The organism is Nostoc sp. LEGE 12454, from assembly GCF_056620565.1.
The window spans coordinates 18,353-33,983 of sequence record NZ_JBWQXL010000061.1; the positions used below are offsets into that span (position 1 = coordinate 18,353).

General features: G+C 42.1%; 15 protein-coding genes and 1 pseudogene. 7 read left to right on the forward strand and 9 right to left on the reverse strand.

Annotated elements, in window-relative coordinates:
- Nucleotides 1-321 precede the first annotated feature (321 nt).
- Complete coding sequence (locus AC1F2U_RS31755) at nt 322-705, reverse strand: pentapeptide repeat-containing protein (protein ID WP_480264744.1); 384 nt, start codon at nt 703-705, stop codon at nt 322-324.
- A 423-nt stretch (nt 706-1,128) separates the two neighbouring features.
- Between AC1F2U_RS31755 and AC1F2U_RS31760 the strand changes: the two genes are divergently transcribed.
- The 6 genes from AC1F2U_RS31760 to AC1F2U_RS31785 all read left to right on the forward strand — a co-directional run bounded on the left by AC1F2U_RS31760 (nt 1,129) and on the right by AC1F2U_RS31785 (nt 9,671).
- On the forward strand, nt 1,129-1,779 hold the full coding sequence (locus tag AC1F2U_RS31760; protein ID WP_480264746.1) for a hypothetical protein: 651 nt from the start codon (nt 1,129-1,131) through the stop codon (nt 1,777-1,779).
- A gap of 1,651 nt (nt 1,780-3,430) precedes the next feature.
- On the forward strand, nt 3,431-4,660 hold the full coding sequence (locus AC1F2U_RS31765; protein WP_480264747.1) for a sedoheptulose 7-phosphate cyclase: 1,230 nt from the start codon (nt 3,431-3,433) through the stop codon (nt 4,658-4,660).
- 4 nt (nt 4,661-4,664) lie between these two features.
- Nucleotides 4,665-5,498 (forward strand): O-methyltransferase, encoded by an 834-nt coding sequence (locus AC1F2U_RS31770; protein WP_480264749.1) that lies wholly within the window; start codon nt 4,665-4,667, stop codon nt 5,496-5,498.
- A gap of 158 nt (nt 5,499-5,656) precedes the next feature.
- Nucleotides 5,657-6,694: a D-alanine--D-alanine ligase family protein gene (locus tag AC1F2U_RS31775; RefSeq protein WP_335190229.1), complete on the forward strand. Its 1,038-nt coding sequence runs from the start codon at nt 5,657-5,659 to the stop codon at nt 6,692-6,694.
- A gap of 121 nt (nt 6,695-6,815) precedes the next feature.
- Nucleotides 6,816-8,195, forward strand: coding sequence for an ATP-grasp domain-containing protein (locus tag AC1F2U_RS31780; RefSeq protein WP_480264751.1), 1,380 nt, complete (start codon nt 6,816-6,818; stop codon nt 8,193-8,195).
- 147 nt (nt 8,196-8,342) lie between these two features.
- Nucleotides 8,343-9,671 (forward strand): ATP-grasp domain-containing protein, encoded by a 1,329-nt coding sequence (locus AC1F2U_RS31785; RefSeq protein ID WP_480264752.1) that lies wholly within the window; start codon nt 8,343-8,345, stop codon nt 9,669-9,671.
- A gap of 15 nt (nt 9,672-9,686) precedes the next feature.
- Here AC1F2U_RS31785 and AC1F2U_RS31790 read toward each other — a convergent pair whose 3' ends face one another.
- The 4 genes from AC1F2U_RS31790 to AC1F2U_RS31805 form a co-directional block, all read right to left on the reverse strand.
- Nucleotides 9,687-10,010: a hypothetical protein gene (locus tag AC1F2U_RS31790; protein WP_480264753.1), complete on the reverse strand. Its 324-nt coding sequence runs from the start codon at nt 10,008-10,010 to the stop codon at nt 9,687-9,689.
- A gap of 265 nt (nt 10,011-10,275) precedes the next feature.
- Nucleotides 10,276-10,539, reverse strand: a complete 264-nt coding sequence (locus AC1F2U_RS31795; protein ID WP_480264754.1) for a hypothetical protein — start codon at nt 10,537-10,539, stop codon at nt 10,276-10,278.
- Between the two features lie 264 nt (nt 10,540-10,803).
- Complete coding sequence (locus AC1F2U_RS31800; RefSeq protein ID WP_480264755.1) at nt 10,804-12,012, reverse strand: alpha/beta hydrolase; 1,209 nt, start codon at nt 12,010-12,012, stop codon at nt 10,804-10,806.
- The gene (locus AC1F2U_RS31805) at nt 11,966-13,426 is read right to left on the reverse strand and encodes an FAD-dependent oxidoreductase (protein ID WP_480264756.1); all 1,461 of its coding nucleotides are present in this window, start codon (nt 13,424-13,426) and stop codon (nt 11,966-11,968) included. Before AC1F2U_RS31805 ends, AC1F2U_RS31800 begins: the two co-directional genes overlap by 47 nt.
- 177 nt (nt 13,427-13,603) lie before the next feature.
- Between AC1F2U_RS31805 and AC1F2U_RS31810 the strand changes: the two are divergent.
- Nucleotides 13,604-13,698: pseudogene (locus AC1F2U_RS31810) on the forward strand (IS5/IS1182 family transposase); the annotation flags it as partial.
- Here AC1F2U_RS31810 and AC1F2U_RS31815 read toward each other — a convergent pair.
- From AC1F2U_RS31815 to AC1F2U_RS31830, 4 genes are all read right to left on the reverse strand, one after another.
- Nucleotides 13,694-13,972 carry an alpha/beta fold hydrolase gene (locus AC1F2U_RS31815; protein ID WP_480264760.1) on the reverse strand — a complete coding sequence of 93 codons (279 nt, stop codon included), beginning with the start codon at nt 13,970-13,972 and terminating at the stop codon, nt 13,694-13,696. The pseudogene AC1F2U_RS31810 and the gene AC1F2U_RS31815 overlap by 5 nt on opposite strands.
- Nucleotides 13,950-14,192 (reverse strand): hypothetical protein, encoded by a 243-nt coding sequence (locus AC1F2U_RS31820; RefSeq protein ID WP_480264761.1) that lies wholly within the window; start codon nt 14,190-14,192, stop codon nt 13,950-13,952. The genes AC1F2U_RS31815 and AC1F2U_RS31820 overlap by 23 nt, the downstream gene beginning before the upstream one ends.
- 115 nt (nt 14,193-14,307) lie before the next feature.
- On the reverse strand, nt 14,308-14,916 hold the full coding sequence (locus AC1F2U_RS31825; protein WP_480264757.1) for a Dps family protein: 609 nt from the start codon (nt 14,914-14,916) through the stop codon (nt 14,308-14,310).
- A gap of 55 nt (nt 14,917-14,971) precedes the next feature.
- Nucleotides 14,972-15,631 (reverse strand): alpha/beta fold hydrolase (locus tag AC1F2U_RS31830; RefSeq protein WP_480264758.1); only part of this gene is annotated, 660 nt, incomplete at its 5' end.

The following is a 15,631-nucleotide window of genomic DNA, read 5'->3' on the forward strand; positions in this document are numbered from 1 at the left end:
TTCTTTAGTTTGTAACTTCACCAGCAATTTGACAACTAATATCAACTAACCTTTACAAAGCGATCGCTCTTATATTCTGAAGCCAATACCAAGATTTTTTAAACTAAGTTAAGAAATCTTAAGTTTTTATAAAAAGTAATTTCAATAGATTTTGTCTACTTAGAAATACTCAATTTTTTTCTATCGAAATTAACTTGTCAAGCAATATCGGATGTTGAAACAGACACTTCAGTTATTTTGTACCTCATCTACTTGAAAACTGCTGTATGAAAATTCTTATTTGATTAGCTTTCTATTGGCTGATAGAGTAACCCAGAATATTCATCCATGAATTATCTCTGGCCCGACGATAATCCTACCATCACCAACAATCGTATTTTGGAACAAGGCATTGTTAATGTAACCGAAATCACTAAGGTAAGACCCTTTGAGATTGGCATTTTCAAATATGGCGCAAATTATGTCAGCATCAGTCACATTAGCACCCTCCAAATTAGTACCAATGAACCTAGCCAGGCTCAATTTGGCATAACTGAGATTAGCCCTACTCAAATTAGCCTCACTCAAATTAGCTGCCAATAGGTTAGCTCGACTTAAGTTAGCCCCGCTCAGATTAGCTCCACTCAAGTCAGCCTCTTGCAAATTCATCCCACTAAAGTCTCTTTCTCCAGCAGCATAGCGTTTGAGCAATTCTTTAGCATCCATAACTAACCTAGATTCTGCACATTTAAGATAGCAAGCTTCATCAAGAATTTAAAAAAATTAAGAGAGAAAGAACTTGAATATTTTTTTGCTGTATGAAATAATCTATACTTGTTGATTTTATTTTGTTAACCTTATCTTAATTCTAGACCCTTGTAAATCAAGTATTTGACATTTAAACTCTTAACCTGATTATCGACCAAATTCAAAATGATACTCTTTTCTGCCTAACGAATACTGAAATATGTTTAGTAAATATCTGGGTTGATGCCTAAATGTATATCTATCAGTCACACACCCGATTTGTCCTTACTAGTAATTTTTACACAAGCAGAAAAATCATAATTTTATAGCAGATATTAAGTTATCCAACAAAAATACTAAAAAATCTGCAAGAAGCGTCCTAGATAATCAAAGTAGAAACCCATGACAAACTTAGTTCTTCAAAAATCAAGCTATATTCATCAAATCAAAATTTTATTATTAACATTTTTAATAACAATTATCCCATTTTCTTTAATTTCACTATTCCTGCAATTAAAAGTTAATGTACCTACAGAAAATTTGACCAGAGATCCATCTGCCATCATGAATATGCCTTTTTATCTGGGATTTTTCTCAAATATTGGTATATTGCTTTGGTGTTCTTCGGCATCAATCTGTCTCTTTAGTTACATCTTACTTAAAAAAGATATTAGAGCTAAAGAATATTCATCATTCTTTTTATTTTCTGGATTAATAACCTGTTTGTTGCTTTTTGATGACTTTTTCTTAATACATGATAGTGTTTTTCCTGATTATTTGCATATTAATGAAAATGTATTTTACATAATCTATATTGCAATTATCTCAATGTTTTTTCTTAAATTCAAAAGAATACTGAAGAAAACTGAATTTCTAATTTTGTTATCTGCCATTTTATTTTTTGGATTATCAATTGTTTGTGACAATATATTTCCTGACATCCATATTGCCATAGAAGACATATTTAAGCTACTAGGAATTACTAGTTGGTTTACATATTTTACAAGAATATGCCTACAACGGGTAAGCAAACTTATAAGTTTGCCACGCTAATTTTTACACCAATTGTATGTTAGGTTGCCCATGAATTATGAGATCAATCCCAATATTTTTTAAATTGATGAATATTAAGATTATTTAAATTACTTTTTAAATAAATTTTCCCTGTTATAAATACTCAACTTTTTATATTGTAAAGTAACTAAGCGATCGCACTCACAGATTCCCGCTTTGACAGCTACATAGCACAACAGTAACGTTGTCAGTTTTCAACGCAGATATAATATAAAAACAGCGTGTGTTCCATAATTTCTTAGACTACACCAGTTGCGATCGCATATTGTGGCAATATTTTGCTATTTGTGTGAATTAGTGTAGTTGCGATCTTTTATCTGTAAACCTGTCTGCCAAAGCGAAAATTTGTATGTACTTGCATCTAGAACCAACAAAAGCAACGGATTTCGCGCAACGCAACGTATGATTAAATTTACAGGTGTCTGTTAGATATAGCTGCCGAGGTAAAATATATTGTTGTATAAAGTATCTATCTTTAGACATATTTTTTGTAGATATCTAGTTATCCAGTACACTTCGCGTGGTGGATTGACTTAAATATATTTACAGATGTTATGATTTGTATTACTGTAATGTTATGATTTGTGTTGTACTTTTCAGTTACCAACTAGTAAATTATTTGTTGGTTTAAGCTGAAAAGGCTTATTTTAGGGCTAAGAGGGCAATTTCAGCAAACTTAGAAACCTTTAATACACACAAGTATTCCTTAAAAAAGTTAAGCTTTTGTTACAAGGAACTCAGATACGTTTAAATTCTGAATTTTCAAGGGTTGCTGAGGTAGGTATGTTGATTACTGAGCATGAAATTGACTGTTTAAAAGAGGTAATTTACTGGTACTTTGAATAAAATACAGTGAGTAATCTTTAGTTTTTAGCCATTTTCTGGTTCGAGACTAATGCAAAAAAAACGAAATGAGGATTAATCATTTGTGTAATATCAAATGTCAGCCTAGAGATAGACAATGGTAAACAATATGAGTAGTTTACTAAGATATGAGTTTTGCAAAGTCTAACGATTGGAATATTGTTAGAGACAAATATAGTGGAGTTAATAAAAATTCAGATAAACTTCTTAAAAGTCCACTGTTATTATGAAGCAAATAGAATGTAGCGGGTTTAGTAATATAAGGTTTGAGACTAATGCTAAGAAACAGCCAACTAACGATTAATCAGGGTTCTAATCTCAAATTAAAGCTTGGAGATCGACGATATAATCAGTTGTCTCGGCTAGAATTTTTACGGAATCGTACAGTTGGAAAGCCACTAAATTTAAATTAAATATAGTGGAATAAATCTGAATTAAGATGAATTTCCCAAAATTAAAGTCAATAATCCGCAGAAGAAGCAGGCAAGTATTACTTTAATATATTGCTAGTGGATCTACTTGACTTGTTTGAGGTTATGCCCAATTAAAGGTTAACCCATCTACAGAATTTACTCAAATGAATGGTGTTGTTTAATAACATTGCCAGTCAGTAATAAACGTTAGCTTTTTATTGAAAGCTAATTTTGTCCTGTCTTTTATCAGAAAGGGTGAAAAGCATAGTTCTTTGCTGGCATACGTACATTAGGGTAAATCACAATTATTACCGAAATCTCACAATTTTGTAATTGGAATAAGGTCAACACACATGAATAAAGTTCAAGCATCATTTGAAGCTACGGAATCTGCGTTTCACGTGCAAGGTTACGAAAAAATCGATTTTAGTCTTGTCTATGTGAACGGTGCATTTGATATTGAAAACCGAGAAATCGCAGATAGCTATGCAAAATTTGGTCGCTGTCTGACTGTAATTGATGCAAATGTCTATGAACTTTATGGCAAGCAGATCAGGTCATATTTTAGACACTATGACATTGATCTCACAGTATTTCCGATCATCATTACAGAGCCAGATAAAACCCTTGCAAGCTTTGAGAAAATTATTGACGCTTTTTCGGACTTTGGCTTAGTTCGTAAGGAACCAGTCTTAGTCGTCGGTGGTGGTTTAATTACTGATGTGGCTGGGTTTGCTTGCGCTGCTTACCGTCGCAAGAGTAATTTCATCCGCATTCCTACCACATTGATTGGTTTAATAGATGCAGGTGTAGCGATTAAAGTAGCAGTTAATCATCGCAAGTTGAAAAATCGCTTGGGAGCATATCATGCACCCTTGAAAGTGATCCTCGATTTCTCATTTTTGAAAACCTTGCCAATGGCTCAAGTCCGCAATGGGATGGCAGAGTTAGTAAAAATCGCTGTAGTTTCTAACTCGCAAGTTTTTGAACTGCTATACGAATATGGCGAAGAACTGCTTTCCACTCACTTTGGACACGTGAATGGGACACCGGAACTTAAAGAGATTGCCCATAAACTCAACTACGAGGCAATCAAAACCATGTTGGAGTTAGAGACTCCAAACTTGCATGAAATAGACCTCGATCGCGTTATTGCCTACGGTCATACTTGGAGTCCTACCTTAGAATTAGCACCTCACATACCCCTCTATCATGGTCATGCCGTCAATATTGATATGGCTTTGTCTGCAACCATTGCAGCACAACGGGGCTATATTCCAACAGAGGAGCGCGATCGCATCCTAGACTTGATGAGTCGTATCGGTTTATCACTCGATCATCCTCTACTAGATGGAGATTTACTCTGGGATGCTACCCAATCTATAAGCTTGACACGAGATGGCAAACAACGCGCAGCCATGCCTCGTCCGATTGGTGAGTGCTTCTTTGCTAACGATTTGACTCGTGAAGAACTTGATGCTGCTTTAGCTGAACACAAACGTCTTTGTGCTGAATACCCTCGTGGCGGAGAAGGGGTTGACGCATACATTGAAAGTCAAGAAGCCAAGCTATTGGGGGTCTGAAGATATGACGAGTGTTTTAGGACGAGAAATAGCTAGACCGATAACGCCACACAGTATCTTAGTAGCGCAGCTACAGCAAACCCTCAAATTGGCAGAAGAGAATAATATTCCCGTAGAGATATTAGATTCTTTACGGCAGGGTGTTCAATTAGCGGCGGGTTTAGATCCCTACTTGGATGATTACACCACGCCCGAATCGAGTGCATTGACAGCATTGGCGCAAAAAACCAGTAAGGAAGACTGGAGCAAACGGTTCAGCGATGGTGAAACAGTGCGTCAACTAGAGCAGGAGATGCTCTCAGGACATCTGGAAGGACAGACATTGAAAATGTTTGTTCATATCACCAAGGCAAAGCGCATTCTAGAAGTAGGAATGTTCACAGGGTATTCAGCCTTAGCAATGGCAGAAGCATTACCAAGTGATGGGCAACTTATCGGTTGCGAAGTAGATCCTTACGTTGCTGAATTTGCTCAAGCTTGCTTTAGTGAGTCTCCCCACGGCGACAAAATCGTTGTGGAAGTAGCACCTGCTCTAGAGACACTCCACAAGCTGGCTGCCAGAAATGAAGTATTCGATCTGATCTTCATTGATGCAGATAAAAAAGAATATGTAGAGTACTTCCAGATCATTTTGGATAGTAACTTACTGACTCCCGACGGTTTAATCTGTGTCGATAACACTTTGTTGCAAGGACAAGTTTACTTACCACCCGAACAACGCACCGCCAACGGTGAAGCGATCGCTCAGTTCAACCGTATTGTCGCCGCCGATCCTCGTGTAGAGCAAGTTCTCTTACCCATCCGAGATGGTATAACCCTGATTAGACGCGTTGTCTAATCGAGAGATCAGCAGAGAAGTCTGAGCCTTGGCTTAAATTTCATAGAGATGAAGAAGATAAGAAGGAATAATTTCCGCTTGCTTCCTCATCTCTTCTCAAGCAATTTTTGCAATTGTAGTTGTTATACAAAATACAACGGTACTTAGGAAAATGAATCATGCCAGTACTTCGCATCCTTCATTTAGTTGGATCTGCATACAATCATTTTTATTGTGAATTGTCACGCAATTACGCCCAAAGCTGTCTGGTAGCTACGGCAAATCCATCGCTCTATGACTTTCTGATTGCATACATCACACTTGATGGCCAATGGCGATTTCCTTCCTCTCTTAGTCCAGAAGATATTGCTGTCGCTAAACCGATGCCTCTATCAGATGCCATACAGTTTATAACAGCGCAAAACATTGACCTGATGTTGCCACAAATGTTTTGTCTGCCTGGAATGACTGACTACCGGGCACTATTCGACTTGCTAAAGATTCCTTATATAGGCAATACTCCAGATGTGATGGCAATCACGGCCCACAAAGCCAGAACCAAAGCAATTGTCGCAGCAGCAGGGGTGAAAGTGCCTTCTGGAGAATTGCTCCGCCAAGGAGACGTTCCGACAATTACACCTCCAGTAGTCATCAAACCCGCAAATGCCGACAACTCTTTAGGAGTATCCTTAGTCAAAGAAAAGAGTGAGTATGACGCTGCCTTGAAGAAAGCATTTGAATTTGCTTCAGAGGTGATCGTAGAAACATTCATTGAAGCCGGTCGAGAAGTCAGATGCGGCGCTATTGTCAAAGATGGGGAGCTAATCGGTTTACCTCTTGAAGAGTATCAGATAGACCCGCAAACCAGACCCATCCGCAGCTATACTGACAAATTCAAAATACCAATCGAGGGCGACTTAGCTTCAACTGCTAAAAATTATGTCCCAGGTTGGATTGTAGATATTAATGACCCGATAACCCAAAAGGTTCAGCAAGAAGTTAAGAAGTGTCATTTGGCTTTGGGTTGTCGCCATTATAGTTTATTTGACTTCCGCATCGACCCACAGGGACAACCTTGGTTCTTAGAAGCCGGGTTGTTTTGTATTTTTGACCACAACGCGGTGATTGCCTGTACGGCGAACGCAGCGGGAATTCCTTTAAATGAGTTATTTATGACGGCAATCAATGAAGCGTTGAGCGCGTCTAATGTCCGGTAAATCACCTTTTTAGCTTTCTTCTGACTTGGAATAGCACAAGGTTTTCGCTAGCGACAAGTAATAGAACTCTAATGTAGATTGTTTGAGTCAACCAAGTATATATCATGTCACAATTACAACTATGAGGGAGCAGATTTTTGCAATATTCCAAAACTTGGGCACTCTTGCATTACTAGCGATCGCATTTCCCTTTAACTGCACTGTCGTATTAGCATTGCTACTGTGGAATTTTTTCAGCCGAAGCTATGCCAAGGAAGTGGTTTTAAACGAAAATCCTAAAAATATCTTGATCGGTGGTGGTAAAATGACCAAAACCCTTCAACTGGCGCGATCGTTTCACGCTGCTGGGCATCGAGTCATTTTATTCGATCTCAATAAATACTGGTTTAGTGGTTATCGATTTTCTAACTCTGTGGCTGGCTTTTACACAGTTCCTGACTCACATGAAGACAAAGACGGCTATACTCAAGCCGTGCGGGCGATCGCCAAAAAGGAAAACATAGACTTTTTTGTACCAGTAGGCATTTTTGCTGCCAGCTACTTTGACTCGGAACGCAAGCCAGTGTTATCAGGCTATTGTGAGAATTTCCACTTCGATGCTGATACAATGAGTATGCTGGATAACAAGTTTACCTTTGCAGAAATTGCCCGCTCACTGTCGCTATCTGTCCCGAAAACCTTTCTAATTACAGATTCCGAACAAGTTCTTAAATTCGACTTTACCAACGAAAAGCACAAGTACATTCTCAAAAGTATTGTCTATGACTCTGTTTTACGCTTGGATTTGACCAAGCTACCAATGGAGTCTCCCGAAAAAATGGCGCTTCATGTTAAAAGTAAGCCAATTAGTCAAGATAAGCCTTGGATATTGCAAGAGTTTATTCCCGGAACAGAATACTGTACTCACAGTACGGTGAGAAATGGTGAATTAACGGTACACTGCTGCTGCAAATCATCTGCTTTTCAAGTCAATTACGAAAACGTCGATTGCCCAGAAATTAAACAGTGGGTGAGTCATTTTGTCAAAGAACTACAACTGACTGGACAAATTTCTTTTGACTTCATTCAGGCGGAAGATGGAACGATTTATGCGATCGAGTGCAACGCCCGTACTCACTCTGCAATTACAATGTATTATAATCATCCAGGTTTAGCGGCTGCCTATCTTAGTAAAGAGCCTCCAGCTGAACCTCTGCAACCGCTGAGTAATAGTAAGCCTACTTATTGGCTTTATCACGAACTTTGGCGACTTAATGAAATTAGATCGTTAAAGCAGTTGCAAAAGTGGTTTAAAAATATTTGGCGAGGAAAGGATGCAATCTTTGAAGTAAACGACCCGCTACCGTTCTTAATGGTACATCACTGGTACATTCCTTTACTATTACTCGATAGTTTGCGCTCCTTAAGAACTTGGGTGAGGATTGATTTTTGCATCGGGAAACTCATACAGTTTGGAGAAGACGTAAAATATAAAACCTCTATCTCTGCAACCTCTAAGTGATAGTAAGGCCATTATTGGCTTGCTCATGAACTTTGGAGACTTAATGAATTAAATCGTTAAAAAAAGGAAGCAAGAGCAGGATCGCATTTCCTTAACTTCTTCTTATGCACCAAGCACTGATTCCACTATCATGTCAAAATTCTAACTATGAAAAAGTATATTTTTGTAGTGTTCCAAAACTTGGGCACTCTTGTATTACTGGCGCTGGCATTTCCCTTAAACTGCATCGTTGTCTTAACATCACTACTGTGGAACTTTGTTAAGCAACCATTTGGTAAGTCAATTGTTGTCAACCCCAATTCCAAAAATATCTTGATTGCTGGCGCGAGAATGACTAAAACTCTTCAGCTAGCGCGTTCATTTCATGCTGCTGGGCATCGGGTTATTATAATTGACATTGAGAAATTCTGGTCAAGTGGTAATAAATATTCCAACTCTGTTGCAGGTTTTTATACCGTTCCCGATCCCAGCAAAGACTTAGAAGGCTACGTTGAAAGCCTACACGCGATCGCCAAAACAGAAAAGATCGACTTTTTTATCCCGGTAGCGATTTTTTCCGTTATTCACTACGATCGAGGCCAGCCACCATTACCAGACTTTTGTGAATTTTTCCACTTCGATGCTGATGTTACAAAGCTCCTGGATGATAAGTTTGCCTTTTCTGAAACAGCGCGATCGTTCGGTTTATCTGTCCCCAAATCCTTCAAAATTACCGATCCCGCACAAGTCATCAACTTTGACTTTTCTCAGGAGAAGCGCAAATACATTCTTAAAAGCATCCCCTACGATCAAATACGTCGCTTGAATCTCACTAAGCTACCTTGCGATACCCCGTCAGAAACAGCAGCATTTGTCAATAGTCTGCCCATTAGTGAGAAAAACCCCTGGATTATGCAAGAATTTATCCCTGGAAAGGAATACTGCACTCACACTACCGCGCGAGATGGAGAGTCAAGAATGTACTGCTGCTGTGAGTCATCTGCCTTTCAAGTCAACTACGAAAACGTCGATTGCCCAGAAATTATGCAATGGGCGAGTCATTTTACCAAAGAACTGGGAAAAACTGGGCAACTTTCCTTTGACTTCATCCAGGCAGAAGACGGAACTGTTTACGCGATTGAGTGTAACCCCCGGACTCACTCCGCCATTACTATGTTTTACAATCATCCAGGAGTCGCGGATGCCTATCTTGGTAAAGAACCTCTGGCTGAATCTTTGCAACCTCTTGCTGATAGTAAGCCAACCTATTGGCTGTACCACGAAGTTTGGCGGCTAAATGAGATTAGATCGTTTAAGCAACTGCAAACCTGGCTAAGAAACATCAGACGGGGGAAAGAAGCAATGTTTGAGATGAGCGATCCCTTACCCTTCCTGATGGTACATCACTGGCAGATTCCCTTACTCATTCTCGATAACTTACGAAAACTCAAAGGTTGGATAAGAATAGATTTTAATATGGGCGAGCTTATAGAGTGATACCAATCCGTATTCTCAAGCGTAATATTTGACATTCAAATTGCAACCCATCGGCTGAAAGAGATTTACCAGCATAGGGATAGAACTCAGCATACCAAATACCACTGGACTAACATCTAACCCCACCAAGAAATTACCTAGCAAAATTCCGCCAGTACCAATAGAGAAAACTGCTGCGAAAACACCATCAATAGTAGAAGCACTCAAACTGGTGCGAACAGCATCTTTAGAAATACGAGGGCTGAATGTTGAGCTAGGAGAGAGTGTTGTTGATGGTGAAGCAATTTGAGCAATTTCTATAGAAAGAGGCGCACCTGTTTCAATTTGAGAAGAATCCATCAATCTAGTACAGGACTTACGCGAGTGGCACAAATAGCGGGCAGGGCGTAGCCATGACACGCGACAATTTAAATCAAACCAAGCACATAAGAATACTTGGACGTTTCAGTTGCTGAATTAAATAATTAGAAAGCAGTTATGCTTGTACATTACCTGCACCAATAATACCGACTTTAGATGTTTTACTAATCATGGTATATCTACTTTTTTCAAGAGTGAAATGTCGTTTGTTTGGTAAATCCTTGGGTCTGCAATTGCTGTCTTCTTACAACTTGGAAAACAATATATTTAACCCTTCGGTCATCGTGGGATGAGTCAAAATACCATCGCGCAGAACGGTGTAGGGCATCTGAGCTTGCATCACCATCTGCACCGTTGAAATCACTTCACCTGCTTCATGACACAACAGGGAACACCCTAGAATACGACCTGTATCTATCAGCTTGGGTGATGCTTCGTTTTCAATCGCAATCAACGGTGATGATCCGATAATTACTTGAGAGTAGTTTGTATTACGATCAAATGGCACTAAAATAAGCCGAAAGTCTTGTTTCACCTCGTTCCCAGCCTGTAGGCTGGGAATGTATTTCAAGTGGCTCTGCCTCCGATCAACCCTTTGGAGGCGGAGGCTTTTAGAATTAGTTCCCAGCCTCCAGGCTAGGAACCAGTCACGGCAAGGGCTGTGTCTTAACTTAGTGCCATTCCGCTTTACCCTTTTCCCCTACGCTAACTCGGTAAGCAGCAAAGCAATGGAAAAGCGTCTTTTCCTTTCCCCAAAAACATCGATCGCATCCTATTGCAGATGTTTCTTCAATTGGGCAGCAGCTTGAATAAACAGAGAGCGGACTTCTGGCAGTTCGGCTAAACCATTGAGTAGTCCAAAGTCATGAATCATGCCGTTGTACTGCACCGTTGTCACCTCTACCCCAGCTTCATCGAGTTTGCGTCCGTAGGCTGTGCCTTCGTCATGCAAAATATCGCTCTCTGCAACCACAATTAATGCTGGAGGCAAGCCTTTGAGTTGCTCAACCGTCGCTTGTAAGGGAGATGCATAGATGTCTTTGCGCTTTTCTGGATCAGGGATGTACAGGTCATACATCCACTTCATCGTGGGTACGGTTAAGTACCGTTTGTCGCCGAATTGATGATAAGAATTCGTTTCAAAATCGGCATCGACGATCGGCCACATCATGATGTGTAGCTTGATGTGTGGTCCTCCGTTTTCTTTCGCCTTCAAAGCAGTGACTGCTGTCATATTTCCGCCGACACTGTTGCCGACCACTGCCAGATTCTTGCCATCCACCCCAATCTCCTCACCATGCTCGGCAACCCATTTGGTCGCAGCATAAATCTCATTGATCGCCTGTGGGTACTGAGCATCTGGCGTGCGCGTGTAGTTGACAAAGACCCCTGCAAACCCTGAAAGCACAACCAGATCGCGAACCATGCGCTTGTGTGTTGGATAATCACCTAACACCCAACCACCACCATGAATAAAGATGAAAACAGGCAATGTGCCTTTGACGCCTTCCGGTCGCACGATATTGAGCGTAATTGAATAACCGTCAGCGATAATTTTCTTCTCAGACTCTTCAATGCCTGAAAGGTCTACTGGAACAGAAGCCTGTGCATCCACTAGTACTTGACGTGCTTCGATTGCAGTGAGTGTCTCCAGTGGCACACCTCCTGAATTCAGCACTTTCAAAAATTCCTTCACCCCACTGGAAAGACGTGGATCGTCTGCAACTTCCAAAATTTCTGCTGCTGGCGAGTTTGTTTGAGCAACCATGACATTCTCCTTTGATAAGTAGTGAACAATCTGTTGAAATGACACTGTTAAGTAAATTGATTTAACAGTGATATTTGATTCAGCAGTGATTGTGGAATGGCAATCACTTTCTACTGACATCGTTTCCCAGTCGGAATTATTTGTTACTGGTGAAAAGGTTGTTGACCTAGTGGGTCGCTGCCTCGATCGGTTGTTTCCACACCGCAGCAGCATAGAGCGAGTTCTCAAAATCGGGGGCGATATCGCCTGTGATCCGTGCCTCATGATGCGCCCAGTCCTCAAAGAACAAGTCGTGACTGATGCACGATACTATTGCAGGTATGTCGCGGCGGATGCTAAATATGTCACCAATTGGCAAGCCAAAGCTGACGAAACCAGCAGGATTAAATACGTGAATATCTTTCAGGTAAGGGGCAGTACCAGGTACTTTTTCTAGGTATTCGCGGGCGTTACCGAAGTAAGGGTGCGTTCCCAAATAGTCGTCGCGCAGGTCTTCTGGTGGCTCGTAGCGATCGCGCCAGAGGGCAATGTGCTGGGAAAAGTCGGCTAGTTCGGGACGCTTTGTTGGGTCAACGAAGTAACCAGTGCCTGCGATCGCAAAATCAAACTCGAAAACATCGTCATTCACCTGGGTGACAATGCGATTGCCTCCGGCACGCCAAGGGCGAACGCCCATTTCCCGTGCCGATTTCACCTGTGCAGATAGGTGTATGTGAAAATTCGGGAAGGCGATCGCTCGCTCAACCGCGTTCCGTGATGGCGTGGAGCCTGCTTGACGAAAGCGCCAAGCTTGGAACCATCGGGCTGCATCGGGTAGTTGGGGATAGTTGCAGTAAGCACCAGGGTATTCCCGTATCCGAAGTAGTGGTAGAGATGCGATCGCCGACCGCCGTGAAAACAGGTGTACTGCCTTCGCTCCTGATTCCAGCGCCACTCCTGCTGCATCGAAAGCTGAAGCCGCCGCACCCAGCACTGCCACAGTCTTACCGCGCAGTGCTTCAAAATCGATGGCATCGGCGGTATGTGCGTACAGCGTGCGTGGTAAGTCAGCCAGTACTGGAGGTATGTATGGGCCACCAGTGCCAGCCACGCCATTGGCGAAAATAATTTTGCGCGTAGTCTCTACCTGCGGGACATCGTTTACCTCAAGGTGTAGGCGGAAGAAACCTGCGGCTGGCTCAATCCGCACCAACTTCGTCCGGTAACGAACCTGGATACCGAGGAAGTGCCGATACCAACTGAGGTACTCAGCCCATGTCACTCGCCCAATGCGATCGATCGCCGCGTAGGCTTCCACACCGTGCCGCGCTTCATACCAGGCTTGAAAGGATAATTCTGGGATGCCTAGTTCTGGGCCAGGCACATTTTTCGGCGTGCGGAGCTTTTCCATCCGCGCTCGCGTCAGCCATACGCCTGCATGAGCCTCATCATCGGCTGCATCGATCGCCGTTACGCGGCCGATCCCAGCACGCCGTAGCGCAAATGCAAAGGTACTACCACTGCCGCTGCCACCTATTATAGTGACATTGCGATCGATGCCAGGGCGATCGGGCACCCAGTTTTCGGGATCGGGGCCGAGCAGGCGTAGTGCTTCGCGTGCAGTAAAATCGGAATTGCTCGTTGTCATGTTGATCTCCTCATATCTCGTTGCGATAGATGGAATTAGTCATTAGTCATTAGTCATTAGTCATTTGTGTTTACTAAGGACAAAGGACAACCTCGCCAGTTGATGTGCAATCTTATTTGCGTAACAGCTTAGTAGGTTTTTGTTCGTGGGTTTGGATTCGCTAGAGCCTTTTATGAACAACTGCCAGAAGCTAGAAAAAGGTTCGTGTTGCTACCACGTCGTTGGCTAGTAGCAGTTTTGCATGGACGGCTCAGTTTCGCCATTTAGTTAGACAGAGATGGGTTGCAGTCGTGAAGTGAGAAATTGAGCGATATAGTTTGCGATCGCATCCCCATCCTCTTCCAAAGCAAAATGTCCGGTATCGAGTAGATGGAACTCAACGTCTTTCAAGTCACGCTGGTAGGGATAAGCACCGTCAGCAGGAAAGATGTAGTCGTTCTTGCCCCAAACAATCAGGGTCGGAGGTTGATAGTTGCGGAAATACTCTTGCCATTGCGGATATAGCGGTGGATTAGTACCATAGCTATACAGCAGTGCCAGTTGAATCTATCTCACCGTTGCCAGGGCGATCGAGGAAATGTTGATCGATAGTCCAGGTATCGGGGCCGATCGCTTCTAGATTGCGAACACCGTTGGTATATTGCCACTTCGTCGCTTCCAAGGTGACAAGATATTTGAGCTTTTCAGCGCTGTCTTCTGTCAGACGATTGGCAACCACACAACCAGCCGAACCTGCACCGATTACAATGTAGTCATAATTAGTCATAAAGTTCTCTTCCCTGTTATCTACAATGGATAAATGGAGTCAAGAATGAACTGATTTAAAGAGCGATCGCTGAAATACTGTTAGTTATTCATTTACAACACCCGATCTGCTGAATTTAACTGCGTACCAATGGTGTATCCACCAAATGTTCTGCTAGAAACCAAACTTGCGTCTCATTCGTTCGCAGGACTTGGCTCACTAACAAGTCGTTAGTGCCGCTATCTTGATTTATTGCTGTTTTATCGATCGCCCCTCTCAATTCCCCAATTATCAATTCGTGGGCTTCTAGTAACCGCGATAACATCACAGGTACTTCCTCAACACCGTTGGGCGGACGCTTAATTTTAGTGACTTCTGCTACATGACGCGGGTCAGCGATCGCCACGCCTCCCAGTATTTGTACCCGTTCACCGAGTGCATCAATTAACTCAATTTGTTCGCTGGCGTGTTTGTCAAGCAACAGATGCAGTTGATAAAACGTATGTCCGCGCATCAACCAGTGATGTTTCTTGTAAAGGTGATAGAGAATAATCGTATCTGCCAAAATTTGATTGACTAAAACACAACTTTCGCTGCGGGCACTGGGGTTGAGAACAATTGGCAAATCACGAAGAGTACCATACTGCTGAATTTCATATCCATGTTGATGCAGTAAGGGTTGACTACCATCGACTTCAGTGATACTTGTATTTTGAGTCGGCACGATCGCATCTCCTAGAGTCATAATTAGGTCTGTTCTATTTGTATGTACCGAGAAACTGCTTCTCTTAAAATTGCGATTACTTCACAGCAGTACTTGCTGCTTCAATCACTTTGGCAACCTCTTTTGGATGAGAGATAAAAGGAACATGACTGGAGTTAACTTCGGTTGTCTTAGCATTAATCCGTTTAGCCATAAATCGTTGAAGTTCAGGGTTAATGGCGCGATCGCTTTGAGTCACGATAAACCAGGAAGGAATCGTTTTCCAGGCGATTTCATTCACTGATTGCTCAAACGCGGCGCTGGCGATCGGCTTTTGGGTTGCTGCCATCACTCGCGCCTCAGCCTTTGATACGTCTTGGGCAAAAAATTCGTGAAACTTCCCGCGATCGACATAGAGGAAGTTTGCAGCATCAGATACAATTGCCGTACTAATCGGAGGTGCTGCGTACCTTTTATTCAAATCACTCGTCTTTTCACCGACATCTGGTGCGAAAGCATTAACATAAACCAGAGCTTTCACCTGTGGATTGCCAGCCGCCGCACCCGTGATTACATTTCCACCATAGGAATGTCCAACTACTACAACGGAACCTTTTTGATTCTCAATCGCCCGCTTCGTCGTTGCCACATCATCAGCAAGAGAAGTGAGCGGAATCTGCACAGCAGTCACTTTGTAGCCATCCTGCTCTAACAATGGAATAACGTGTTGCCATGATGTACCGTCAGCATAAGCCCC